This is a genomic window from Agrococcus versicolor (assembly GCF_039531815.1).
Classification (GTDB): domain Bacteria; phylum Actinomycetota; class Actinomycetes; order Actinomycetales; family Microbacteriaceae; genus Agrococcus; species Agrococcus versicolor.
Map to the genome: position 1 here is coordinate 1,095,029 of NZ_BAAAQT010000005.1, position 24,004 is coordinate 1,119,032.

General features: G+C 72.9%; 23 protein-coding genes and 1 tRNA gene. 10 read left to right on the forward strand and 14 right to left on the reverse strand.

Annotated features, from left to right (window positions below):
• Positions 1 to 50 precede the first annotated feature (50 nt).
• Genes ABD249_RS08170 through ABD249_RS08205 form a run of 8 tightly spaced genes read right to left on the reverse strand, consistent with a single transcriptional unit; the run spans position 51 to position 6,759 of the window.
• Positions 51 to 1,688, reverse strand: a complete 1,638-nt coding sequence (locus tag ABD249_RS08170; RefSeq protein WP_344342472.1) for a sensor histidine kinase — start codon at positions 1,686 to 1,688, stop codon at positions 51 to 53.
• Positions 1,685 to 2,056, reverse strand: coding sequence for a response regulator (locus tag ABD249_RS08175; protein WP_344342474.1), 372 nt, complete (start codon positions 2,054 to 2,056; stop codon positions 1,685 to 1,687). Before ABD249_RS08175 ends, ABD249_RS08170 begins: the two co-directional genes overlap by 4 nt.
• Positions 2,053 to 2,409 carry a response regulator gene (locus ABD249_RS08180; RefSeq protein WP_344342475.1) on the reverse strand — a complete coding sequence of 119 codons (357 nt, stop codon included), beginning with the start codon at positions 2,407 to 2,409 and terminating at the stop codon, positions 2,053 to 2,055. Before ABD249_RS08180 ends, ABD249_RS08175 begins: the two co-directional genes overlap by 4 nt.
• Entirely contained in the window at positions 2,406 to 2,540 is a 135-nt protein-coding gene (locus ABD249_RS08185; protein WP_344342476.1) for a hypothetical protein, read from the reverse strand. Before ABD249_RS08185 ends, ABD249_RS08180 begins: the two co-directional genes overlap by 4 nt.
• On the reverse strand, positions 2,537 to 4,024 hold the full coding sequence (locus ABD249_RS08190; RefSeq protein ID WP_344342478.1) for a glycosyltransferase family 2 protein: 1,488 nt from the start codon (positions 4,022 to 4,024) through the stop codon (positions 2,537 to 2,539). The genes ABD249_RS08185 and ABD249_RS08190 overlap by 4 nt, the downstream gene beginning before the upstream one ends.
• Positions 4,021 to 4,743 (reverse strand): histidinol-phosphatase, encoded by a 723-nt coding sequence (locus ABD249_RS08195; RefSeq protein ID WP_344342479.1) that lies wholly within the window; start codon positions 4,741 to 4,743, stop codon positions 4,021 to 4,023. The genes ABD249_RS08190 and ABD249_RS08195 overlap by 4 nt, the downstream gene beginning before the upstream one ends.
• Positions 4,736 to 5,704 (reverse strand): ATP-grasp domain-containing protein, encoded by a 969-nt coding sequence (locus ABD249_RS08200; RefSeq protein WP_344342480.1) that lies wholly within the window; start codon positions 5,702 to 5,704, stop codon positions 4,736 to 4,738. The genes ABD249_RS08195 and ABD249_RS08200 overlap by 8 nt, the downstream gene beginning before the upstream one ends.
• On the reverse strand, positions 5,701 to 6,759 hold the full coding sequence (locus ABD249_RS08205; protein ID WP_344342482.1) for a response regulator: 1,059 nt from the start codon (positions 6,757 to 6,759) through the stop codon (positions 5,701 to 5,703). Before ABD249_RS08205 ends, ABD249_RS08200 begins: the two co-directional genes overlap by 4 nt.
• Positions 6,760 to 6,881: 122 nt before the next feature.
• On the opposite strand from ABD249_RS08205, the gene ABD249_RS08210 reads away from it, so the two are divergent.
• The 4 genes from ABD249_RS08210 (at position 6,882) to ABD249_RS08225 (ending at position 11,746) form a co-directional block, all read left to right on the forward strand.
• On the forward strand, positions 6,882 to 8,651 hold the full coding sequence (locus ABD249_RS08210) for a hypothetical protein (RefSeq protein ID WP_344342483.1): 1,770 nt from the start codon (positions 6,882 to 6,884) through the stop codon (positions 8,649 to 8,651).
• Between the two features lie 66 nt (positions 8,652 to 8,717).
• Positions 8,718 to 9,590, forward strand: a complete 873-nt coding sequence (locus ABD249_RS08215; RefSeq protein WP_344342485.1) for an ion transporter — start codon at positions 8,718 to 8,720, stop codon at positions 9,588 to 9,590.
• Positions 9,591 to 9,664: 74 nt separating this feature from the next.
• Positions 9,665 to 10,330, forward strand: a complete 666-nt coding sequence (locus tag ABD249_RS08220; RefSeq protein ID WP_344342486.1) for an SDR family oxidoreductase — start codon at positions 9,665 to 9,667, stop codon at positions 10,328 to 10,330.
• Positions 10,331 to 10,414: 84 nt separating this feature from the next.
• A complete protein-coding gene (locus ABD249_RS08225) occupies positions 10,415 to 11,746 on the forward strand; it encodes an MFS transporter (protein WP_344342487.1) in 1,332 nt (443 codons plus the stop codon).
• A 7-nt stretch (positions 11,747 to 11,753) separates the two neighbouring features.
• Here the strand turns inward: ABD249_RS08225 and ABD249_RS08230 are convergent, their stop codons facing one another.
• From ABD249_RS08230 to ABD249_RS08245, 4 genes are all read right to left on the reverse strand, one after another.
• Positions 11,754 to 12,671 carry a homocysteine S-methyltransferase family protein gene (locus ABD249_RS08230; protein WP_344342489.1) on the reverse strand — a complete coding sequence of 306 codons (918 nt, stop codon included), beginning with the start codon at positions 12,669 to 12,671 and terminating at the stop codon, positions 11,754 to 11,756.
• Positions 12,672 to 12,697: 26 nt separating this feature from the next.
• Positions 12,698 to 12,771: transfer RNA gene (locus ABD249_RS08235), tRNA-Val, on the reverse strand.
• Positions 12,762 to 13,985: an MFS transporter gene (locus ABD249_RS08240; RefSeq protein ID WP_344342490.1), complete on the reverse strand. Its 1,224-nt coding sequence runs from the start codon at positions 13,983 to 13,985 to the stop codon at positions 12,762 to 12,764. The genes ABD249_RS08235 and ABD249_RS08240 overlap by 10 nt, the downstream gene beginning before the upstream one ends.
• Positions 13,978 to 14,436, reverse strand: a complete 459-nt coding sequence (locus ABD249_RS08245; RefSeq protein WP_344342492.1) for a peroxiredoxin — start codon at positions 14,434 to 14,436, stop codon at positions 13,978 to 13,980. The genes ABD249_RS08240 and ABD249_RS08245 overlap by 8 nt, the downstream gene beginning before the upstream one ends.
• A gap of 198 nt (positions 14,437 to 14,634) precedes the next feature.
• On the opposite strand from ABD249_RS08245, the gene aceE reads away from it, so the two are divergent.
• From aceE to ABD249_RS08275, 6 genes are all read left to right on the forward strand, one after another.
• Positions 14,635 to 17,355 carry a pyruvate dehydrogenase (acetyl-transferring), homodimeric type gene (gene aceE / locus ABD249_RS08250; RefSeq protein WP_344342493.1) on the forward strand — a complete coding sequence of 907 codons (2,721 nt, stop codon included), beginning with the start codon at positions 14,635 to 14,637 and terminating at the stop codon, positions 17,353 to 17,355.
• 3 nt (positions 17,356 to 17,358) lie between these two features.
• Complete coding sequence (locus ABD249_RS08255; protein WP_344342495.1) at positions 17,359 to 18,519, forward strand: PucR family transcriptional regulator; 1,161 nt, start codon at positions 17,359 to 17,361, stop codon at positions 18,517 to 18,519.
• A 75-nt stretch (positions 18,520 to 18,594) separates the two neighbouring features.
• Positions 18,595 to 19,515, forward strand: coding sequence for an ACP S-malonyltransferase (locus tag ABD249_RS08260; protein ID WP_344342496.1), 921 nt, complete (start codon positions 18,595 to 18,597; stop codon positions 19,513 to 19,515).
• Positions 19,512 to 20,507 (forward strand): beta-ketoacyl-ACP synthase III, encoded by a 996-nt coding sequence (locus ABD249_RS08265; RefSeq protein ID WP_344342498.1) that lies wholly within the window; start codon positions 19,512 to 19,514, stop codon positions 20,505 to 20,507. Before ABD249_RS08260 ends, ABD249_RS08265 begins: the two co-directional genes overlap by 4 nt.
• Positions 20,508 to 20,541: 34 nt before the next feature.
• Complete coding sequence (locus ABD249_RS08270; RefSeq protein ID WP_092501620.1) at positions 20,542 to 20,790, forward strand: acyl carrier protein; 249 nt, start codon at positions 20,542 to 20,544, stop codon at positions 20,788 to 20,790.
• Positions 20,791 to 20,870: 80 nt separating this feature from the next.
• On the forward strand, positions 20,871 to 22,106 hold the full coding sequence (locus tag ABD249_RS08275; RefSeq protein ID WP_344342500.1) for a beta-ketoacyl-[acyl-carrier-protein] synthase family protein: 1,236 nt from the start codon (positions 20,871 to 20,873) through the stop codon (positions 22,104 to 22,106).
• A gap of 408 nt (positions 22,107 to 22,514) precedes the next feature.
• Here ABD249_RS08275 and ABD249_RS08280 read toward each other — a convergent pair whose 3' ends face one another.
• Both ABD249_RS08280 and ABD249_RS08285 read right to left on the reverse strand, forming a co-directional pair.
• Positions 22,515 to 22,988, reverse strand: coding sequence for a DUF3145 family protein (locus ABD249_RS08280; RefSeq protein ID WP_344342501.1), 474 nt, complete (start codon positions 22,986 to 22,988; stop codon positions 22,515 to 22,517).
• A 182-nt stretch (positions 22,989 to 23,170) separates the two neighbouring features.
• Positions 23,171 to 23,962 (reverse strand): DUF1684 domain-containing protein, encoded by a 792-nt coding sequence (locus ABD249_RS08285; RefSeq protein WP_344342503.1) that lies wholly within the window; start codon positions 23,960 to 23,962, stop codon positions 23,171 to 23,173.
• Positions 23,963 to 24,004 lie beyond the last annotated feature (42 nt).

Consider the following 24,004-nt stretch of genomic DNA (forward strand, 5'->3'; position numbering starts at 1 on the left):
CGACCGCCGTACCCCGGCGGACGCGCGCAGGGCACGGCGATCGGCGCTGCTCAGGCGCCGAGCGCCGGGAGCCAGATCTCGAACGTCGTGCCCTCGCCCTCGACGCTCGAGGCGTCGATCCGTCCGCCGTGCGCGTCGACGATCGCCCGCGTGATGTTGAGGCCGAGGCCGACGCCCTGCACCGCCTGCCGCGTCGACGTCGACGAGCGGAAGAAGCGCGTGAAGAGTCGCCGCATCTCCTCGCTCGGGATGCCGAGCCCCGTGTCGGCGATCCCGATGCGCAGCTCGTCGCCCTCGCGCGCGACGGTCAGCGTGACCGACCCGCCCGCGGGCGTGAACTTGATGGCGTTCGACAGCAGGTTGTCGACGGCCTGCCCGAGCCGCATCGCGTCGGCCCTCGCCTCCACGGCGTGCTCGGGGACCTCGACGGACACCGTGACGCCGGCGGCCGACGCCGTCGGCACGGCCGACTCGGCGCACGCGCGCACGACGCGCCGGACGTCCAGCCGCTCGAGCTCGAGGGGGAAGCGACCCGCGTCCACCTGGGCGACGAACAGCAGGTCGCCGACGAGCGCGAGGAGCCTGCGGGCGTTGCGATCCGCGACGGCGAGGTAGTGCGACTGCGTCTCGCTGAGGCCGGCCTCGTCGTCGCGGGCGAGCTCGAGGTAGCCGAGCACCGAGCTGAGCGGCGTGCGCAGCTCGTGCGAGACCGAGCCGACGAACTCGTCCTTGAGCCGTGCCGCCTCGCGCGTCTGCCGCATGTCGTGCGCGACCAGGATGTAGCCGAGCGCGCGTCCGTCCCGATCGAGCCGTGCGGTGTACGTGACGTCCACCGGCACGAGGTCGCCCTCGCTCGTGCGCACCTCGAGCCCGTCGGCGATCTCGTCCTGCTCCGCCAGCGTCAGCAGCGACTCGAACTCGAGGCCGTGCGAGCCCTCCGAGCCGGCCGGCTGGAGGAACTCGACCGCCGAGCGCCCGACGGCGTCGTGGCGCGAGGTCGCGAGCAGTCGCTCGGCGCCCGGACCCCACTCGACGATCCGGCCGCAGGTGTCGGTGATGATGACGGCCTGGTGCCGGATGGCGTTCCAGACGCTCCGGTTGAATCCCTCGGCGCCGCGCAGCTCCTCGAGCAGGCGCTCCTGCTCGCGCGCGAGCTCCGTGATCTGCGCGACCTGCCGTCGACCGTGCGCGGCGAGCTCGTTGACGACCGCCGCGACCATGGCGAAGATCAGCGGCGCGAACAGCACGCGCACGCCCTGCTGCGGCACCCACGCCTGCGCGCCCACGAGGTACGGCAGCGCCATCGCGATGGCCGTGCCCACGCCCGCGATCGCGACGCAGATCCTGCCGCGCTCGGCGCCGATCCAGACGACGGGCAGCAGGAGCAGCGAGGCGAACACCGAGGTCGCGCCGCCGGTGCCGAGCCGGAAGATGCCGAACGCGAGGAGGGAGACGAGCGGGATGACGAGCGTCCACCGGTCGTTCCAGCGCTCCCACGGCAGCACGATCGCCGCGAGCGTCGCGAGCCCGATCATGACGCTCGCGCCGAGGACGAGGGGCACCTCGACGGCGATGTCCGGGATGACCGCGAGGGCGACGAGGGCGACGACGAGCGCGACGGCGGAGGCGAGCTGCCGGACGCCCGGGGTCGCGGTGTCGAGGAACGCGAGGCTCAGCCGCGTCCTCATGACCGCCGCCGCTCGGCCACGACGTCCGCGAGCTCGCGCACGGAGAAGGGCTTGGCGACCCAGGCGTCGGCGCTCGCCTCCTGCGCCCTGCCTGCGAGCGCGTCGACGCCCGCGGAGATGAGCACGGCGAACGGCCGGTCGTCGTCGCGCGCCGCGCGCACCGCCCGCACGACCTCCGCTCCCGTCATGCCAGGCATGGCGTCGTCGAGCACGAGCACGTCGGGGTCGAGCGCGAGGGCGTCGGCGAGCGCGGACGAGCCGTCGGCGTGCGAGGCGACGATCGAGCATCCGGCGCGGCGCACCGCCACCTCGATGAGCAGCCGCACGTCCGGGTCGTCGTCGGCGACGACCGCGCGACCCCCGGTCATCGGCGCCTGGCCTCGAGCCGCGCCACGAGCGCGCGGACGTCGGCGCCGCTGAACGGCTTCGGCAGCGTCTCGTCGGACTCGGGGTAGTCGGTCGCGTCGAGCACCGACGCGATCACGAGCGACATCGCCGGGTTCGTGCGGCGCAGCGTCTCGAGCACCGTCCACCCGTCGGAGGTCGGCATGAGGAGGTCGACGATCGCGGCATCCGGCACGCTGCTGGCGACGGCGGCCTCGAGGTCGACGGGGTCGGCGATGGCGTGCACCGTGCAGCCGGCGCGCTCGAGGTGCGTGCGCAGCAGCTCGCGCTGATCCTCGACGTCGTCGACGACGAGGACGCTGAGCGGCGCCGTCATCGCGAGAGCCACTCGCGCAGCACGACGAGCACGACGACGACGGCGATCGCCACGAGCGCCTGCCAGATCAGGCGTCGCTCCGAGCGCCGGTCGCGCTCGATCTCCGCCTGCTGCTCCTGCACATCGCTCATCCGGCCACGCGTCCCGTCTTCTCGGTCTTCTCCCACACGCGGTCGAGGCGGCGCGCCTCGGCGACGTAGGCGGCGAACGTCACGGCGCAGAGCACCGGCCCGAACCCGACGAGGTACAGCAGCGGCACCGTGAGCCATCGGGCTCGGGTGCGGTCGACGTGCCGCACGCCCCAGGCCGCGAGCATCGACAGGCTGATCCAGGCGTACGACGCGAGGTCGAAGGTCGTGCGCAGCGCGGGGGTCATGTCGACGCCGAGCAGGTCGAGCAGCCAGCCGTCGACGAGGCCGGGGTAGAACGCCGCGACCATGACGACGAGCGAGATGATGCCCGGGAACAGCAGGATCTCGCGCCACGCGATCCTGCCGATCTCCGGATCGAGCTGCGCGGCGAACGCCATGCTGAAGACGTACGCGCAGCCGACGACGATCCACAGCGCGCGGAACACGACGGTCGCGAGGTCGGAGTCGAGCAGGTACAGGCCGATGAGGCCGACCGAGGCGCCGATCATGAACGCCGGCAGCAGGAAGACCGAGAACCACGACAGCCCGAAGGCGAGCGATCCGAGCCCGTGCACCTTCGACGGGCGGAACCAGATGCGCCGGCTGCGGATCGTGAGCTGCACGTTGCCGCGGCCCCACCGCAGCCGCTGCTTCCACAGGGCGTCGAGGCTCGGCGGCTCCTCGGCGAGCACGACGGCGTGCGGGTCGAAGACGACCTTGCGGCCGCCGAGCTGCGTCTCGAAGGTCGTGACGGTGTCCTCGGCGAGGGTCGTGGTGTCGATCGCGCCGCCGAGCGCCTCGATGTTCTCGCGTGTGTGCAGCTGCGCGCCGCCCGCGAGGCACGCGACGGCGCCCACGACGTTCTGCGCCCGTCGGCTCGCGATCTGCGCGAGCACGTACTCGAAGGCGATGAAGCGCGTGACGGCGTTCTTCGTCGCGCTGCCCTCGCGGACGTAGCCGGTGACGGCGCCGACCTCGGGATCGGCGAGGTGCCGGGTCATCTTGCGCAGCGAGTCGCGGCGGTAGATGACGTCGGCGTCCATGATGAGCAGCGCCTCCATCCAGTCGTCCTGGAGGAGCGTCCGGATGCCGTGGTTGAGCGTGTGCGCCTTGCCCTCGCCGCCCTGCTCGCGGCGCATGTGCACGACGACGCCGGGATGCCGTTCGGCGCGATCGCGCACGACGTCGGGGGTGTCGTCGGTCGACGCGTCGTCGACGACGCAGATCCGCAGGCGGTCCCTCGGGTAGTCGAGCTGGAGCAGCCGATCGATCGTCGTGCCGATCACGAGGCCCTCGTTCCACGCCGGGATCACGATCGCGACGCGCGGCGTCGTGGGGCGCGCCTTGCCGTAGTGGTTGATCCACGCGTGGAACGGGATCGCGAGGAAGTGGAAGAGCGCGACGAGCGCCGGCACGGCGCCGGCGGCGACGAGGGCGACGAGCACGACGGAGAGGGCCGTGATCGCGACGTCCGCGATGGTCATCGACGCACCCCCTGCAGCAGCCCGACGACGCGATCGTAGCGGCCGACGTCGCCGGCGACGTGGCTGTCGGTCGACGCGACGACGCGCACGTCCGCGGTCGTCAGGGCGCGCAGCGCGCGCGGCCCGGGGCACGCCCACTTCTCGTTCACCTCGACGATCGCCTCGGCGGCCGCGAGCTCCTCGGCCCACCACGCGAGCCTGCCGTCGTCGATCGCATCCTCGTCGAGGCCGATCTTCGGGAGGATCGAGAACGGATGCGCGACCTGGCCGTGGCCGGCGACGCGGCGCGCGGCACGCGTCGTCGCCTCGAGGATCCAGTCGACGACCGTGATCGCGGGCAGGCCGCCCTGCAGGGCCTCGACGGTCGCCCGCGGCGACCACGGCCCGTCCGGCGTCGGCACCTGGTGGTCGGCGAGCAGCACGGCGTCGATGCCGCCGTCGCCGAGCCGGACGCCCGCGGGCATGTCGATCGTGCCGTCGACGTCGAGGATCTTCGCCTCGACGCCGCTGCGCACCGCGAGGCCGTCGGGCACCCGGAGGGCGGCGATGGCGGCGACGAGCTCGGGCACCCACGTCGTCGACGCGCGCACGTGGTCGACGCAGCGCAGCGAGGTCAGCCCGGTGGCGGATGCCGCCGCGACGTTCTCCTCGAGCGTCGAGACGGCGTCGTCGGAGAAGGTGGAGTGCACGTGCCAGTCGCCCCGCAGCAGCTCATGCACCGTCGACCCCGAGGATCTCGGCGGGCTCGAGGAAGACGTCCTCGAGGTAGCGGACGCCCGCGATCTCGCGGAACGGCACCGACGCGGGCGTCGGACGACCGAGCGCGAGGTCGAGGGCGATGGAGGGCATGTCGACGCCCGAGGCGATCGTGAGCGGCATGGCTCCCGAGAAGCGGGGGTTGATCTCGAGCAGCGCGGGAACGCCGTCCGCGTCGCGGCGCAGCTGCACGTTCGCGACGCCGACGATGCCGGCTGCCCGCGCGCATGCGACGGCCGTCGACTCGAGCTCGTCGTCGTGCACCGTGCGCCCGGCGATGGCGACGCCGGAGTCGACGCGGGCGCGCAGCCGCGGGACGGCGGCGATGGCGCGGCCCTCCTCGCCCATCAGGACGTCGACCGAGTACTCGTCGCCGGGCAGGAACTGCTGCACGATGACGCCGTCGTCGAGGTCGAGCGCCTCGAGCGCCGCGCGATCGTCGATGCGCGCGACGCCGCGCGAGCCGGCGCCGCGCCTGGGCTTCACGATGACGGGGAAGTCCCAGTCGACGGCGACGCCCTCGGCGTCGAGCACGCGGGTGCGCGGCACCGGGGCCGCGCCATCGCACGCCTGCACGAGCGTCCACTTGTCGAGGCTCGTCGCGAGCGCCTCGTCGCTCGCGGCCACGATGGTCGCCGGGACGCGGGACCTGCTGCCCGCGAGCGTGAGCAGCTCGACGTCGACCGTGGGCACGACCGCGTCGAGACGGTCGTCGCGCGCGATGGCTGCGAGCGCCTCGACGAACCCCGGCGACACCCCCGCGGGGACGATGCGCCTGCGATCGGCGGGCACGAGGTAGAGGCCGCTGGCCCAGCCGTCCATGTCGGCGGCGAGGACCTCGACGTCGGTTCTGCGCAGCAGCGAGCGGATGACCGCGACGCCGGCAGGGCCTCCCGCTCCCGTGACGAGCACTCGGATGGTCATGCAGGCTCCTGCCTCGTCCTGGATGCGCGATGCGCCGCGCGCGCCACCGACTGGACGCCCCCGGCGTCGCGCACGATCTCGAGCGGCTCGCACGCCCTGCCCGTGCCGAAGCGCGACCAGTACCGCGCGGTCGCGACGACGAAGTCGGGATCGAGGTAGTCGCGGATCGACCCCTGCGATGCGAAGCACTCGAGCAGGGCGAGCTTCGCGTCGACGTGCTCGTCGATCGTGACGAACCGCGAGGGGCGGAAGTCGATCGTCGACGAGGGGCTCTGGTAGCAGGCGACCTCGGCGACGCCGCGGGTGGCGATGAGCGTCGCCTCGTGGACGGCGCGATGGTCCTGGTGCCGGTCGTGGCTCGAGTGCGTGTAGACGACGTCGGGCTGCGACGCGGCGACGACGCGCTCGATGATGCCGACCGTCGGGTCGGTCGCCGGGATGTGCGTGTCGACGAGGTCCTCGAGGAACAGGCGCGCGCCGATGAGCTCGGCGCTCGCGAGCGCCTCGTGCTGTCGCTCGTCGGCGACGCCGCCGCGAGCGCCGCGGCTCAGCGTCAGCACCGTGATGGCGTCGCCGGCCGCCGCGTGCGCGGCGAGGGTGCCTCCCACGCCGATCTCGACGTCGTCGGGATGGGCGCCCACCGCGAGGATCGATCGACGCGATCTCGTGCGCTGCTCCTCGTGGGCGATCGCGAGGCGGCGGACGACGTCGACGAGCGCCGCCGAGTCGAGGGGCTTCTGCAGGAACTCGGAGACGCCGTCGCGCAGGGCGCGCACGGCGTAGTCGACGGATGCGTGCGCCGTCATGACGACGATGGGGAGCTCGGGCTCGACCTCGCGGACGGCATGCACGATCTCGAGGCCGTGGACGCCCGGCAGCTCGAGGTCGGTGACGATGACGTGCGGCTGCAGCCTGCGCACGTGGTCCACGACGTCGCGGCCGTGGTGATGCACCTCGACGGCCATGTCGCCGGCGCGCTCGAGCACGACGCGCACGTAGAGCGCGACGTCGACGTCGTCTTCCACGACGAGGATGCGGTACGGCTCAGGTGCCATCGTGTCGAATGCTATCCGCAGCGTGTCCCCCGGCGCCCGTGCCGCGTCTCCGTGTCGTCGCGACGTCGGATCTCGTGCTCGCGGTGGTGCGTGCGACCGGCGACGTGGTCCAGACTCGGGCCGTGACGACGCCAGCCCCGCACCCGGTCGCGAGCGCGACCCGATCGACGCGCCTCGACGCCGGACGGCGGCTCGTCGACACGACCATGGCATGGGTCGAGGAGCAGCTGCAGCCGCTCGAGCGCCCGGTGCACGACGACCTGATCCGACTCGATCGCCTGCAGCCCGACTCGGACGTCGGACCCGTGTCGGGATCGTTCGCCGTGCCGCCGGGCTCGTACGCGACGACCCGCGGCACCCCCATCGACATCGGGTCGCCGGGCGACCTCCTGCCGGACCACCGGGGCATGGTGCACGGTCGGGTCCTGTACCCCGAGGGCGTGCCGGCGGCGGACTGCGCGGTGCACGCCGGGAAGGTGACCGACGGCTTCTCGTCGCTCGTGTCCGTGCCGACCGACGAGGCGGGCTACTTCGCCGTCGACCTCTCGGTCGTCGATCCCGCACGCCCAGGGGCGTGGGCGTTCCAGCTCCGTCGGTCGGACGGCACGGACGTCGGCGGTCGCTGGCCCTCCGGCCCCGTCTTCGCCGAGCTCGTCGTCGAGCTGCGCAGCATCGGCGACGACGAGGAGGTCGTCGCAGCGCTGCCCGCGCCCGTCTCTGGCCGAGTCGCCTTCGACGCCTCCACGCCCGGCAGGAAGCGGCTCGCGCTCGTGGACGCGGCGGGCACGCTGCTCGGCGCCACGAGCGCGACGACGGGTGCCGTCCGCTCCTTCGTCGTCGACGCCGGGCAGCCCGGCCACGGGACGCGATTCGCCGAGCAGTGCTACGCCTACGACCAGGCCGTCGCGCTCATGGCCGCCGTCGCCGTCCGCCGCTCTGCGCTCGCGCACGACCTCGCACGCGGCCTCGTGCGGCTCCAGACCACCGGCGGCGAGCAGGCGGGCGCCTTCCTGCTCTCCGGCAGGCAGGGGTCGCCCGAGCACGGCGATGCGATCTACCGCACGGGGGCGCACGCGCTCGCGACGCACGCCCTCCTCGCCTACGCGCAGGCCTACCCCCAGCGCGCGCCCGCCGTCCTCCCTGCCGCGCGCGCCGGCCTCGCGTGGCTCCTGGCCCGCACCGCCACGAGCGGCCAGCGCGCCGGGCTCGTCCTCGGCGGCGTCGGCAGCCACGTGCCCGACGGCGCCGGAGGACGGGTCCTGCGCCCGGATCCGCTGCCGTGGGCGTCGACGGAGCACAACGTCGACGCGTACTTCTGCTACCGGCTGGCCGCCGAGGTCGTCGGCGTCGAGTGGGCCGCGCATGCCGACGCGCTGGCGGCAGCGGTGCTCGAGCGGCTGTGGAACCCGCAGGAGCGGCGCCTGCACCAGGGGCTGCAGGAGTCGGGTCCCGACACCGCCGACCCGCTCGACGTGCACGCGTGGGGCGCGCTGCTGCTCGACGACGTCGGCGAGCGCGACACGGCGCTCGAGACGATGGGCGAGGCACAGCTGGCGCCGTTCCGCGTCACGCGACCGGCGCCGAACGGTCGCACGGTCACCGGCTACGGCACGGCGTACGCGAGCCCCGGCTACCCGGGCATGACGCCGCACGTGTGGTGGGAGGGCACGTTCTCGGTCGCCTACGCGCTGCGCAGGCTGGGCGAGGACGCGCGTGCCGACGAGACCATGGCGCTCGCGTTGCCCGGACAGCATCCCGACGGCGCCTTCCCGTACGTCTCGGACGCCGACCCCGCGCACGACCTCGCCACGCACCGCGCCGTCGCGTCGACCGCGTGGGCCACCCTCGCCGCGGTCGGCAGGGGCATCTTCGACACCGGCGGCATCGGCTAGCCCACGCAGGTCGACGAAGCGGGTCGCGAGGGGTTCGCGTCCAGCGACGTCCGCGAGGATCGGCACGTGACGACCGACGCCCCCGCCACCGCCGACTCCGCGACCGACGCCGCGTTCCCGGCGCCCGAGCCCGATCCGGATCGCCCCGAGCCGGAGTGGCGCGCACGGCTCGTGGCGCTCGTCGAGCACCGGTGGTTCCAGCGCGCCATCATCACGCTCATCGTGCTGAACGCCATCCTCATCGGCGTCGAGACGTACCCGGGCATGCACGACCTCGGCGGCGGCATCCTGCACGCGGTCGACGCCGCCATCCTCGTCGTGTTCACGATCGAGGTCGTGCTGAGGATCGGCGCCTACGGGTGGCGCTTCTTCACGAACGGCTGGAACCTCTTCGACCTCTTCGTCGTCGCGGTCTCGTACGTGCCGTCGGGCGGGGCGCTGCAGGTGCTGCGCGTCCTCCGCGTGCTGCGCGTGCTGCGACTGCTGTCGCAGGTGCCGTCGCTGCGGCGCGTCGTGGGCGCGCTCGGCTCGGCGGTGCCGGGCATCTCCGCCATCGGCGGCCTGCTCGTCATCATCATGTACGTCTACGTCGTCGCCTGCACCATGCTGTTCGGCGAGATCGCGCCCGCGCTCTTCGGCGACCTCGGCGCATCCACCGTCTCGCTCTTCCGCCTGCTGAACGGCGATGGCTGGGGCGAGATCGTGCCGCCGCTGCAGGAGGAGCTGCCGTGGGCGTGGGCGTTCATGATGGGCTACGGCCTCATCTCCACCTTCGTGATCCTGAACCTCTTCATCGCCGTGACGTGCGAGGCGCTCGAGAGCCAGAAGGAGGAGGAGACCGAGCTGACGACTAAGGAGCAGCGGCTCATGGACGAGGTGCAGGAGCTGAAGTCGATGGTGCGGGCGCTCGCCGACGACCGCCGGGGTGCGACGGGCTGACGTGCAGCGCGGCGTCCCGTGCGATCCGGCCCGTTCGCCCCTTCGTCGCCAGCGGGAGTCGGTAGCCTCGCGGCATGCAGGTCGCACTCGTCACCGGCGCGGCACGCGCGAACTCGATCGCCGCGGGGATCGTGCCGCGGCTCGCGGCGGACGGCTGGCTGGTCGTCACGTCCGACCTCGCATCGGGCGACGTGCCGTGCGACCTGTCGACGGCATCCGGACCGGACGAGCTCGTCGCGACCGTCGCCGCGGAGCACGGACCCATCGGCGCGCTCGTGCTGAGCCACGCGCACGACGTCGAGTCGGGCATCCTCGACACGACCGCGGACAGCCTCGACCTGCACCACGCCGTCAACGCGCGGGCGAGCCTGCTGCTCGTCGCCGCCTTCGCGCGGCAGGTGCCCGAGGGCGGCGGCGCCGTCGTCGCCCTCACGAGCGACCACACGACCGGCAACCTGCCGTACGGGGCGTCGAAGGGCGCGCTCGACCGCATCGTCATCTCGGCCGCGCGCGAGCTCGGGCCGCTCGGCATCTCGGCCAACGCGCTGAACCCCGGGCCGATCGACACCGGCTGGATGGACGACGAGCTGCGCGCCGGCCTCGCCGCCCACCACCCGCTCGGCAGGCTCGGCACGCCCCGCGACGTCGCCGAGGTCGTCGCCTTCCTCGTCTCCCCCGCCGGTCGCTGGATCTCGGGCCAGCTGCTGCACGCCGACGGCGGCTTCTCCGCCCGCTACTGACGCGGCCCCTGCCGCTCGGCACGCTGCTCGACCGGTCGGTGGTGCTTTCAGGACTGGGTGCAGCAATGGCCCTAGGATCGGGAGGTGACCAGCGACAGCACCGCGACGCAGAGCGCACCCGCACCGTCCCACCCCGAGCCCACCATCCAGCAGCGGCGGCGGTCGATGCTCGCATCGGCGGTCGGCAACGGCCTCGAGTGGTTCGACTGGAACATCGCCGTCGTCTTCTCGGGCGCGCTGAGCGCCGCGCTCTTCGACCCGGCCGACCCGACGAGCGCGCTCCTGTCGCTCTTCGCCGTCCTCGGCGTCGGCTTCCTCTTCCGACCGCTCGGCGGCATCCTCTCCGGCTGGCTCGCCGACCGCTTCGGCCGCCGCACCGTCATGGTCGCGACGATGCTCACGATGAGCGCCGCATCCCTCGGCATCGCCCTCCTGCCGACGTTCGAGCAGGCTGGCGTGCTCGCATCCGTGCTGCTGCTGATCGCACGCCTCGCGCAGGGCCTCGCGCACGGTGCGGAGTCGACGGCCGGCTACGCGTACATCGCAGAGATCGCGCCGCGGAGGCGTCGAGGCCTGTGGTCGGCGACGCTCGCGATGGGCGTCCTCGTCGGCTCGATCCTCGCCTCGGCGATGGGCTTCGGGCTGAACGCGACGCTCGGGGTGGATGCGGTGGCCGCGTGGGCGTGGCGCATCCCGTTCGCGGTGGGCGCGGTGCTCGCGATCGTGGCCCTGGTGCTGCGCATCGCGATGATCGAGTCCGACGTGCTGCGCACGGCGCAGGCCGAGGGCGAGGTGGGCCCGGACGCCGATGCGCCCGCGTCCGCGGACGAGCGCCGCGACGCCGTGCGCTCGGGCGTCAAGGTGTTCTTCTTCGTCGCGCTCATCTCGATCGCGTTCTACACGTGGCTCACGTCGGCGTCCTCGCTCGCGACGGCGCAGCACGGCATGGATCCCACGGCCGCGTTCGCCTCGAGCCTCGTCGCGCAGCTCGTGTGCGTCGCGGTGATGCCCTTCGCCGGCATCCTCTCCGACCGCATCGGCCGCCGTCCGATCGCCCTCACCTTCACGATCGGCTTCGCCGTGCTCACCGCGCCGCTGACGCTGCTGATCTCCGACCAGGCGTGGACGCTGCTCGTCGCGCAGACGATCGCGCTCGTGCTCGTCGCCGGCGGCAACGGCATCTACTCGGCGCTGCTGTCGGAGCAGTTCCGCACCCGCCATCGCGCCCGCGGCATCGGCATCGCCAACTCGCTGTCGGTCGCGATCTTCGGCGGCACGGCGCTGTACGTGAACCTGTGGCTGTCGAGCATCGGCGCGTCGTGGCTCTTCATCGTCTACGTCTCGATCGTCGCCGTCGGCGCGTCGATCGCGGTGTGGCGGATGCGCGAGACGACGGGCGTCGACCTTCGGGGCTAGGCGCGCCTCACGGCGTCGGAGCCGCACCCCAGGCGTCGACGATCGCGGCCACGTGCCGCGCGTCGGTGCCGCAGCATCCGCCCAGGATGCGCACGTGCGGCACGAGCGCACGGAGGGCGGCGACGTCGGCGCCGAGCGCGACGGGGTCGCCGGCGTCGAGCGTGTCCGCGGCATCCAGCTCGGCGTGCGACCGACGCGACGCGTTGACGCGCAGCGCGCCGATGCGGTCGCGCACGGCCGGGCTGGACCGGGCGAGTCCCGGCGCGACGTGATCGGGATGCGCGCAGTTGACCATCCAGGCGAGCGCGGCCCCGTCGGTCTCGGCGTCCACGAGCGCGATGGCGTCCCCGAGCCCGGTGCCGTCGGGCAGCCGACCGTCGGTCTCGACGGTGAACGACGGCACGATCGGGATGCCGGCGGCCGCCGCGGCGCGGACGACGCCGATCGCCTCGTCGGCGTACGTGAGGGTCATGGCCGACACGCGGTCGGCGCCGGCATCGCGCAGGCTGCGCACCTGCGCCGAGTGGTAGGCCTGCGCCTCGTCGGGCGTCATGCGCTCGCCGACGACGTAGCCGTCGCCGCGTGGCCCGATCGCACCCTCGACGAGCGCGTCGGCCCGACCGTCGGCGACCTCCCGCACGAACGCGACGGCCGCGGCGTTGGCGCTCGCGAGCACGGCGGCGTCGCAGCCGAGCAGCACGCCCCAGTCGGCGTTGGCCCGCCAGGTCGGGGTGTCGAGCACCACGGGCAGCCCTCGCTCGTCGGCGATCGCGACGAACGCGTCGAAGTAGCGCCGCATCGCCGCGCGTCCGTCGGCGTCGTCGAGCAACGGGAACGCCGCGAAGCACGGCAGGTCGAGCCGCTCGTGGAAGACCAGCACCGTCTCGAGCCCGGCGTCGGTCACCGCGATCGCATCCGTCGCCATCGTGCACCACCTCGTCTGCGGTCCCGTGGGCCCGAGCGGGCTCGAACCGCTGACCCCCGCCGTGTAAAGGCGGTGCTCTGACCAGCTGAGCTACGGGCCCGCGTCGACGATACGCGACCGGGATGCCGCGCCCGAACCGCGCCACGCGAGCGCGGCGACCGGCGCCGACGCCGCGAGCACGACCGCGAGCGCCGCGACGCATCCGAGCCAGCCGAACGCGAGGTAGATCGGCCCGAGGGCCACGGCGGCCACGGCCCCGCCGAGGTAGTACGCCGTGAGGTACAGCCCGACCGCCGACGAGCGGGCGACGGCGACGTGGCGCGCGACGAAGCCCGTCGCGCACGACTGGCCGGCGAACACCGCGACGCACGTGAGCGCGAGCCCCGCGACGATCCCCCACGTCGCACCCTGCGCACCGACGGCCGCGAGCCCGAGGCCCGCGAGCCCGACGACGACCGACGCGACGAAGGTCGGCACGAGCCCGATGCGGTCGATGACCCCGCCGACGCGCGGCGTCACGACGATCGCGAGCAGGAAGACCGCGAACACGAGCGACACCTGCCACTCGGCGAGGCGATGCGGCGCGGCGACGAGCGCGAGCGAGCCGTACGTGAACGAGCCGACCTGCAGCGCCAGCAGCGCGGCGCCGACGACGCACGTCGCGAGGATGCGGCCGTCGCGCACATGCCGCCCGACGCCGCGCACGCCCGCGCCCACCGAGACGGAGGCCGCGAACCCTCGGTCGCGCGGCAGCCAGGCGGCGACGACGACGAGCGCGGCACCGACCACGAGCGCGACCGCCACGAACGACCAGCGCCAGCCCAGCGGCGCCGCGAGACCGGAGGCGAGCCGTCCGAGGAAGCCACCGAGCGCCGTCCCCGCCACCTGCAGGGCGCCGAGGCGCACGGCGAGCGGTCCGGGCCACGCCTCGGGGATCATCGCAATCGACGTCGAGAAGACGAAGGGCACGAGCACGCCCTGCAGCACCCGCACGGCGACGAGCAGCGGCAGCGACGGCATCAGCGCGCACAGCAGCGTCGTCGCCAGCACCCCCGCGAGCGCCCACACGATGATCGACCGCCGGCCGAGTCGATCCGAGATCGCGCCGGCGATCGGCGCCGACGCCGCGACGCCGAGCGTCGAGCCCGCGATCGTCCATGCCGCCGCCGACGCCGATGCGTCGAGGTCCCGTGCGAGCGCGTCGAGGATCGGCTGCGTCGCGTAGAGCACCGACAGCCCGCCGACGCCGGATGCGACGACCGCGAGCCGCTCGCGCACGGTGGCGCAGCCGGGATCGGGTAGGGCGTCAGCCAAGCGCGGCGAGCGCCTCGCGGTACGCGGCGAGCGGGCGGGCCTGGCCCGGCTCGGTGCGGAACGCGGCCGCGACGAGACCCGACGCGTCGATCAGGAACGTCGCGCGCGTCGCGATGCCGCGCTGCGGCAGGAAGGAGTCGTACCTGCTCGCGACCTCGCCGTGCGGCCAGAAGTCCGACAGCAGGCGGAACGCGTAGCCCTCCTCCTGCGCGAAGCGCGCGAGGGTGGCCTTCGAGTCGACGGAGATCGCCATGAGCTCGACCCCGGCGTCGTCGAAGAGCTCCATGGAGTCGCGCAGCTCGCACAGCTCGCCCGTGCACGTGCCCGTGAACGCCAGCGGGAAGAAGACGAGCGCGACGGGCCTGCCGCGCAGGGCGGACAGCGTGACCTCCTCGCCGCGGTGGTCGATGAGCGTGAAGTCGGGAGCGATGTCGCCGATCGTCGGTGCCATGGCCCCATCCTCGCAGGGTGCGCGCGGTCGTCGTCGGCACCGCCCGCTCGCCTCTCCGCCATGCCCGGGCGAGCGGATTCCGCCGCGAGCGTCCACCCCGCGACCGGCATCCCGGCGACGACTAGACTCGCTGGGTCAGCGGTTCCGGAGACCCCGGCCGCGGATCGACGCAGTCCACGAGCGATGCAGGAGTCAGCAGTGCCGGTGAACGACCAGGATCCCTACTCGGTGCATGACATGGATCGGGATCCCGAGGAGACCGCGGAGTGGCAGGAGTCGCTCACCCAGCTCGTCGAGACCCATGGTCACGAGCGAGGGCGCGAGATCATGCTCAGCCTCCTCAAGCGATCGAAGGACCTCCACCTCGGCGTGCCGATGGTGCCGACGACGGACTACATCAACACGATCGCGTCCGACGACGAGCCCGAGTTCCCCGGCGACGAGTCGGTCGAGCGCCGCTACCGCCGCTGGATCCGCTGGAACGCCGCCATGACGGTGCACCGTGCGCAGCGCCCCGGCATCGCCGTCGGCGGCCACATCTCGACGTACGCCTCGAGCGCGTCGCTCTACGAGATCGGCCACAACCACTTCTTCCGCGGCCGCGACCACGAGTCCGGCGGCGACCAGATCTTCTACCAGGGCCACGCCTCCCCCGGCATGTACGCCCGCGCCTACCTCGAGGGCCGCCTCTCGACCGACCAGCTCGACGGCTTCCGCCAGGAGAAGTCGCACGCGGCCGGCGGCCTGTCCTCGTACCCGCACCCGCGCCTCATGCCCGAGTTCTGGCAGTTCCCGACCGTGTCGATGGGCCTCGGCCCGATCAACGCGATCTACCAGGCGCAGGCGAATAAGTACCTGACGAACCGCGGCATCCTCGACCGCTCCGACAGCCGCGTGTGGGCGTTCCTCGGCGACGGCGAGATGGACGAGGTCGAGTCGCGCGGCGCGCTGCAGCTCGCCGCGAACGACAACCTCGACAACCTGACCTTCGTCATCAACTGCAACCTGCAGCGCCTCGACGGCCCCGTGCGCGGCAACGGCAAGGTCATCCAGGAGCTCGAGTCGTTCTTCCGCGGCGCCGGCTGGAACGTCATCAAGGTCGTGTGGGGTCGCGAGTGGGACAGCCTGCTCGAGGCGGACGCGGACGGCGCGCTCGTCGACCTCATGAACCGCACGCCCGACGGCGACTACCAGACGTACAAGACCGAGGACGGCGCCTTCGTGCGCGAGCACTTCTTCGGTCGCGACGAGCGCACGGCCAAGCTGGTCGAGCACCTCAGCGACGACGAGATCTGGAACCTCAAGCGCGGCGGCCACGACTACCGCAAGGTCTACGCGGCGTACAAGGCGGCCGTGGAGCACACGGGTCAGCCGACCGTCATCCTCGCGAAGACGATCAAGGGCTACACGCTCGGCAAGTCCTTCGAGGGCCGCAACGCGACCCACCAGATGAAGAAGATGACGCTGCCGGACCTCAAGGGCTTCCGCGACGAGCTGCAGCTGCCGATCAGCGACGCGCAGCTCGAGGAGGACCCCTACAAGCCGCCGTACTTCCACCCGGGCGAGGACTCCGAGGAGATCCGCTACATGCTCGACCGTCGTCGCGAGCTCGGCGGCTTCGTGCCCGAGCGCCGCTCGACGTCGACGACGATCCCCATGCCGGGCGAGGACACGTACAAGATGCCCAAGAAGGGCTCCGGCAAGCAGGAGGTCGCCACGACGATGGCGTTCGTCCGGCTGCTGAAGGACCTGCTGCGCGTCGACGGCTTCGGCAACCGCATCGTGCCGATCATCCCCGACGAGGCCCGCACGTTCGGCATCGACGCCTTCTTCCCGTCGGCGAAGATCTACAACCCGCACGGCCAGAACTACACGTCGGTCGACCGCGACCTGCTGCTGAAGTACCGCGAGGCGCCCGACGGCCAGATCCTCCACGTCGGCATCAACGAGGCCGGCGCCATGGCGGCCTTCACGGCCGCCGGCACCTCGTACGCGACGCACGGCGAGCCGCTCATCCCGATCTACGTGTACTACTCGATGTTCGGGTTCCAGCGCACGGGCGACGCGATGTGGGCGGCGGGCGACCAGATGGCGCGCGGCTTCCTCATCGGCGCCACCGCCGGACGCACGACGCTGACGGGCGAGGGCCTGCAGCACGCTGACGGGCACTCGCACCTGCTCGCATCCACGAACCCCGCGGTCGTCGCCTACGACCCCGCGTACGGCTACGAGATCGCGCACATCGTGCAGTCCGGCATCGAGCGCATGTACGGCTCGAGCCCCGAGAACGTCATGTACTACCTGACGGTCTACAACGAGCCGATCGTGCAGCCCGCCGAGCCCGAGGGCGTCGACGTCGAGGGCATCGTGCGCGGCATCCACAAGGTCTCCGCCGGCGGCGACCAGGAGCTGCGCGTGCAGCTGCTCGCCTCGGGCGTGGGCCTGCCCTGGGTGCTCGACGCGCAGCGGATGCTCGCGGACGACTGGGGCGTGGGCGCCGACGTGTGGTCGGTCACGTCGTGGACCGAGCTGCGTCGCGACGCGCTCGCCGCCGACGAGCACAACTTCCTGCACCCGCAGGAGGACGCTCGTGTGCCGTTCGTCACGTCGCGCCTGTCGGAGGCGGAGGGCCCGTTCGTGGCCACGAGCGACCACATGCACGCCGTGTCGGATCAGATCCGCCAGTGGGTGCCGGGCGACTACCTGACGCTCGGTGCCGACGACTTCGGCTTCTCGGACACGCGTGCCGCCGCTCGTCGCTACTTCCACATCGACAGCCACTCCGTCGTCGTGCGCGCCCTCGAGGGTCTCGCGCGGCAGGGCAAGGTGCCGCTCGGCACCGTGCAGCAGGCCATCGACAGGTACTCGCTGCACGACGTCACCGCCGGCACCTCCGGCAACGCGGGCGGAGAGTCGTAGCCCTTGGACCGCTCCAAGGCGCAGCGGCTCGCGTGGCTGCGCCGCATCGCGGGAGACCTGTCGTCGCAGGTGCTGAAGGAGCTCGACGACACCCTCCCGTGGTACCGCACGATGCCGCCGTCGCGGCGGAGCGCGGTGGGGCTCGTGGCGCAGTCGGGCATCACCTCGTTCATCGAGTGGTACGCCGACCCGGATGCGCAGCCGTGGATCGCGGCTGACGTCTTCGGGGCGGCGCCGCGCGAGCTCCTCCGCTCGGTGAGCCTGCAGCAGACGCTGCAGCTCATCCGGGTGGTGGTGTCGGTCTACGAGCGACGCATCGCCGCCGAGGACGACGCGATGCGCGAGCCGATCCTGCTGTACTCGCGCGACATCGCCTTCGCGGCCGCCGACGTCTACGCCCGCGCGGCCGAGTCGCGCGGGCTGTGGGATGCGCGGCTCGAGGCGCTCGTCGTCGACTCGATCCTCACGGGCGAGTACGACGAGGAGCTGCCCTCGCGCTCGGCCGCCCTCGGCTGGTCCGGGCACGGCGACTGCGCCGTGCTCGTCGGCGTCGCGCCGCCGCAGGTCGACGTCGACGTCGTGCGCCGCATCGCGCGCCACCACGACGCCGACGTGCTCGTGGGCGTGCAGGGCGCGCGCCTCGTGGTCGTCATCGGCCGCGTCATCACCGAGGAGGAGTCGCCCTACTCGTTCCTCGACATCGCGGCCGCGCTCGAGCCCTCGTTCGGCGCGGGGCACCTCGTGCTCGGCGACCCGGTCGCGAGCGTCGTCGAGGCGTCGCGCTCGGCGAAGACCGCGCTCGCGGGCTTCGCGGTGGCGAAGGCGTGGCGCAGCGCGCCGCGCCCCGCTCGCGCGGACGACCTGCTGCCCGAGCGCGCCCTCGCCGGCGACCCCATCGCACGCCAGATGCTCGTGCGCACGGTGTACCGCCCGCTCCTCGACCATTCGAGCGACCTGCTCACGACGCTGTGGGCGTACCTGGACAACGGCCGCTCGCTCGAGGCCACCGCGCGCGAGCTCTTCGTGCACCCCAACACCGTCCGCTACCGCCTGAAGCGCATCTCCGAGCTCATCGGCTGGGATGCGACGGGCGCTCGCGAGGCGCTCATGCTGCACTGCGCGCTCATCCTGGGCGCCATCCAGGGCGGCGAGCCTCGTCGATGACCGCCGTCACGTCCCCCGCGCACGACGTCGGGGGCATGCCTGCGACGTCTCGCGCACTGTGCGAAGGTTGATGCCGTGATCGTCGTCGTCGCTCCAGGACAGGGCTCGCAGGCCCCCGGCTTCCTCTCCCCGTGGATCGAGGACCCCGCGGCCCGAGCGCGCCTCGAGCAGCTCGGCGAGGCCGCCGGCGTCGACCTCGTGACGCACGGCACCGTCTCGGACGCCGAGACCATCAAGGACACGCAGGTCGCGCAGCCGCTCATCGTCGCCGCCGGCATCCTCACGCTCGACGCGCTGCTCGGCGAGGCCGGCCGTCGGGAGGCCCTCGGCGGCATCGCGGGCCACTCGGTGGGCGAGATCACCGCGGCCGTCGGCGCCGGCGTGCTGCAGCCGCTCGACGCCATGGCGCTCGTCGGCGAGCGCGGACGAGCGATGGCCGAGGCCGCCGCGCAGGTCGCGACCGGCATGGCCGCTGTGCTCGGCGGCGACGCCGACGCGCTCGAGGCCCGCCTCGCCGAGACCGGCCTCTCCCCCGCCAACTACAACGGCGGCGGCCAGGTCGTCGTCGCCGGCCCGCTCGAGGGCATCGAGGCCCTCAAGGCCGACCCGCCCGCTGGTGCGCGCGTCATGCCGCTGCAGACCGCAGGCGCCTTCCACACGTCGTACATGGAGCCCGCGGTCGAGCGGCTGCGCGTGAAGGCCGCCGAGACGGCTGCCGCCGTGCCGACGCTGCGACTGTGGACGAACGCCGACGGCTCCGAGGTCGTCGACGGTCGTCGCTTCCTCGACCTCGTCGTCGGACAGGTCGCGAGCCCCGTCCGCTGGGACGCCTGCATGGACGCCTTCGTCGGCGCCGGCGTCACGGGCATCATCGAGCTCGCGCCGGCGGGAGCCCTCGTGGGCCTCGCCCGGCGGGGCATGAAGGGCGTGCCGTCCGTCGCCGTGAAGACCCCGGACGACCTCGCCGCCGCGATCGAGCTGCTGGAGGCACCATGACCACCCTGACCGCCGCCGTCTCGCGACCCGGGTCGCGCATCCTCGCGCTCGGCGCCGCCCGCGGTGACCTCGACGTGCCGAACGACGACCTCGTCGGCCCCATCGACTCCTCCGACGAGTGGATCCGCCAGCGCACGGGCATCATCTCCCGCAAGCGCGCATCGCCGAGCGTCACGCTGCTCGACCTCTGCATCGCCGCGAGCGAGGAGGCGATCGCGAAGTCCGGCATCCAGGCCTCGCAGATCGACGCCGTCATCCTCTCGACGATCTCGCACCACGTCGCGACGCCCTCGCTGTCGTCGCTGCTCGCCGAGCGCCTCGGCGCGAACCCGGCGGCCGCCTACGACATCTCGGCGGCATGCGCCGGCTACGCCTACGCCATCGCGCAGGCCGACGCCCTCGTGCGCTCCGGCACCGCCGACCACGTGCTCGTCATCGGAGCCGAGAAGCTGTCGGAGGTCGTCGACCCCACCGACCGCTCCATCTCCTTCCTGCTCGGCGACGGCGCGGGCGCCGCGGTCGTCGGCCCGAGCGACACGCCCGGCATCTCGAAGAGCGTCTGGGGGTCGGACGGCTCGAAGTGGGACACGATCCGCATGACGACGCCCTACACCGACCTCGTCGACGGCGCCGCGTGGCCCACGCTCCGCCAGGACGGCCAGACGGTCTTCCGCTGGGCCGTGTGGGAGATGGCGAAGGTCGCCAAGCGCGCGCTCGACGAGGCGGGCGTGCAGCCCGAGGACCTCGCGGCCTTCATCCCGCACCAGGCGAACATGCGCATCATCGACGAGTTCGCGAAGCAGCTCAAGCTGCCCGACACCGTCGCCATCGCGCGCGACATCGAGACGACCGGCAACACGTCGGCCGCCTCGATCCCGCTCGCGACCCACAGACTGCTCGAGGAGCACCCCGAGCTCTCCGGCGGCCTCGCCCTCCAGATCGGCTTCGGAGCCGGTCTGGTCTACGGGGCGCAGGTCGTCGTCCTGCCATAGGCTCATAGCCGCTACCGAACTGAAGGAGAGAACGATGGCACTGACCAACGATGAGGTCCTCGCCGGGCTCGCAGAGCTCGTGAACGACGAGACCGGCATCTCGGTCGAGAACGTCCAGCTCGAGAAGTCGTTCACGGACGACCTGGACATCGACTCCATCTCGATGATGACGATCGTCGTCAACGCCGAGGAGAAGTTCGACGTGAAGATCCCCGACGACGAGGTGAAGAACCTCAAGACGGTCGGCGACGCGGTCACGTTCATCACGAACGCCCAGTCCTGAGGACACGTGGGGCGGCCGAGAGGCCGCCCCACAGCCACGTCGGCGCGAGGACGCGCCCCGACAACGAGGAAGCCCCTGCAATGACGAAGAAGATCGTCGTCACCGGCATCGGCGCCACCACGCCGCTCGCCGGGACCCTGCCCGAGACCTGGCAGCAGCTGCTGGCAGGCGCATCCGGCGCACGCTCGCTCGAGCACCCCTGGGTCGCCGAGCTCGAGCTGCCCGTGACGTTCGCCGCCGAGGCGGCCGTGCGCCCCGACACCGTGCTCGAGCGCCCGGTCGCGAAGCGCCTCGACCCCTCGAGCCAGCTCGCGCTCGTCGCCGCCAAGGAGGCATGGGAGGACGCCGGCAGCCCCGACGTCGACCCCGAGCGCCTCGGCGTCGACTGGGCCACCGGCATCGGCGGCGTCTGGACGCTGCTCGACGCCTGGGACACCCTGCGCGAGAAGGGCCCCCGCAGGGTCCTGCCGATGACCGTGCCGATGCTCATGCCCAACGCGCCGTCTGCGGCCGTGTCGATGCACTTCCAGGCGCGTGCGTTCGCACGCACCGTCGCCTCGGCGTGCGCATCGAGCACCGAGTCGATCGCCATGGCCTACGAGCACCTGCAGTCCGGGGCGGCCGACGTCGTCATCGCCGGCGGCTCGGAGTCGGCGATCCACCCCATCACGATCGCGTCGTTCGCGTCCATGCAGGCGCTGTCGCGTCGCAACGACGACCCGGCGCACGCCTCGCGGCCGTATGACGTCTCGCGCGACGGCTTCGTCATGGGCGAGGGCGGCGCGGCGCTCGTGCTCGAGACCGAGGAGCACGCGCTCGCGCGCGGCGCTCGGATCTACGCCGAGCTCGCGGGTGCCGGCGTCACGGCCGACTCGTACCACATCACGGCGCCCGAGCCCGAGGGCCTCGGCGCGAGCCGTGCCGTGCACGCCGCGCTCGCGCAGGCGGGTGCCTCGGTCGACGACGTCACGCACGTCAACGCCCACGCGACGTCGACGCCCGTCGGCGACGTCGCCGAGGTCCGCGCCCTGCAGCGCGTCTTCGGTGAGCGCGCGCTCGAGATCCCCGTGTCGGCCACGAAGGGCGCCCACGGGCACCTGCTCGGCGGCACCGGCGCGCTCGAGGCGGCCTTCACGGTCCTCGCGCTGCACCACCGCCTCGCTCCCCCGACGATCAACGTCACGGAGCAGGACCCGGAGGCGCCGCTGTCGATCTCGTCGCAGCCCGTCGCCCTCGGCGACGGCCCGCAGCTGGCGATCTCGAACTCGTTCGGGTTCGGCGGCCACAACGCGGTCGCCGCGTTCCGCAGCATCTGACCCGCGTCGTACACGAGGGCCCCGCCGTGCTCGGCGGGGCCCTCGGTGCTCGTGTGCCCTTCGAGGCTCGCTGCGCTCGCACCTCAGGGAGCGGAGAGGGTGACTGCGCTCGCACCTCAGGGAACGGGGAGGAGCGCTCCGCTCGCAACTTCCGGAACGGAGAGGCTCGCCGCGCTGCCACTCCAGCGAGCGGAGGAGCGCTCCGGTCGCACCTCACGGAACGGAGAGGCTCGCCGCGCTGCCACCTCAGGGAGCGGAGGGAGGCTCGCTGCGCTCGCACCTCAGGGAGCGGGGAGAGGCTCGCCGCGCTCGCACCTCAGGGAGCGGAGAGGATCGCTCCGCATCGGAGGGGATCGCCACACGGTCCCTGAGGAGGCAGCGAGCGGAGCGAGCCGCCGTCTCGAAGGGTCAGCCGGCCTTGTGCAGCCAGATGACGGGGCTCGCGTCGCTCGCGTGGCGGAAGACCTCGAGCTCGTCGTCCCAGTCGGTGCCGAGCGCGCCGCGCAGCTCGCGGTGCAGCGCCTCGAGGTCGCGGCCTGCGAGCTCCATCGCCGCCCGCACGCGATGCTCCGACACCAGGACGGTGCCGAGGGCGTCGACCGTGGTGCGCGTCATGCCGAGGCTCGGCGTGTGCATCCAGCGCGACGCCTCGACGCCGCCCTCCTCGGTGACCTCGAAGCGCACGTCGGGCCAGCCGCGCAGGGCGGATGCGATCGCGGCACCGGAGCCCTCGCGACCCTCCCAGGGCACCTCGGCGCGACGGGCGCCCGGCAGCACCGGCTGATCCTCCCAGCGGATGGGCGAGGGGTCGCCGAGGGCGCGCCCGATCGCCCACTCGATGTGGGGACACAGCGCCTTGGGCGCAGCATGGATGAACACCATGCCACGGGCAGCGTCTGCAAGCAGCGCACTCATCTCGACCTCCGTTCGATGCGGCTTCCCCTCCGACCGAACGTGTCGACAGCAGTCATCATGCACCCGAATGCCTGGGAATCACAAGCCGAGGCCGCGATCGCGCAGCACGACGCCCCCGTCGCCGAGGCGACGGGAGCGTCGAGCGTGCGTCAGGCCACGGGTGCGTCGGCGAGCAGCGGCCGCCGCTCCCCCGCGCGCACCGCGAACGGCAGGCGGTTCTGCGCCGGCGGCAGCGGGCAGTTGAACTGCTCGCTCATCGCGCATGGGGGCACGACGGCCCGGTTCAGGTCGAGCTCGACCGTGCCGTCGCGCCGCGGCCGCACGAAGAGGAATCGGCCGACGCCGTAGGTCTCGTCGCCGGTGGTCGCATCGGCGAACACGATCTGCAGGGTGTCGCCGTCGCCGAGCGCGAGCAGCGCGAGGTCGTGGCCGTCGTGCTGCACGTGCACGGTGCCGACCATGCGCTCGACGCGCTCGCCACCCTGGCTGCGGCCGATCGACGCCTCGATGCCGCCGGGCGTGGCCTCGAACGTGCCCTCGAGCACCCAGGCGGGGTCGTACGGATAGGTCTCGAAGCCCTCGAAGCGCGCGATGGCGTCCGACTCGGCATCCCAGATGCGCACGCCGACGCCCTCGGCGCGGGTGAGCACGTAGCCGGTGCGGGTGTCGTCGAAGCGCACGCGGCTCGGCGTCATGCCGTCGTGCGGGTGCACGACGACCGTGCCGTCGACGACGCGGCCGTCGACCGAGATGTCGTCGGCTGCCGTCGCGGTGAGGGCGACCCCGTCGCCCGCGGGCGTGGGAGCCCACGTGCCGGGCACGCCCTCGATGGTGGTCGACTCGCCGATCCAGGCCGTGCGCACGAGGGCGAGGGCGCCCTGGGCGGCCTGCACGCTCTGCTCGCGGCGCCTGCGGAATGCGGCGTGATCCTGGTCGTTCATGCGTCAAGCCTATGCGCGTGCGCGAGCCTCGCGAGGCACGTG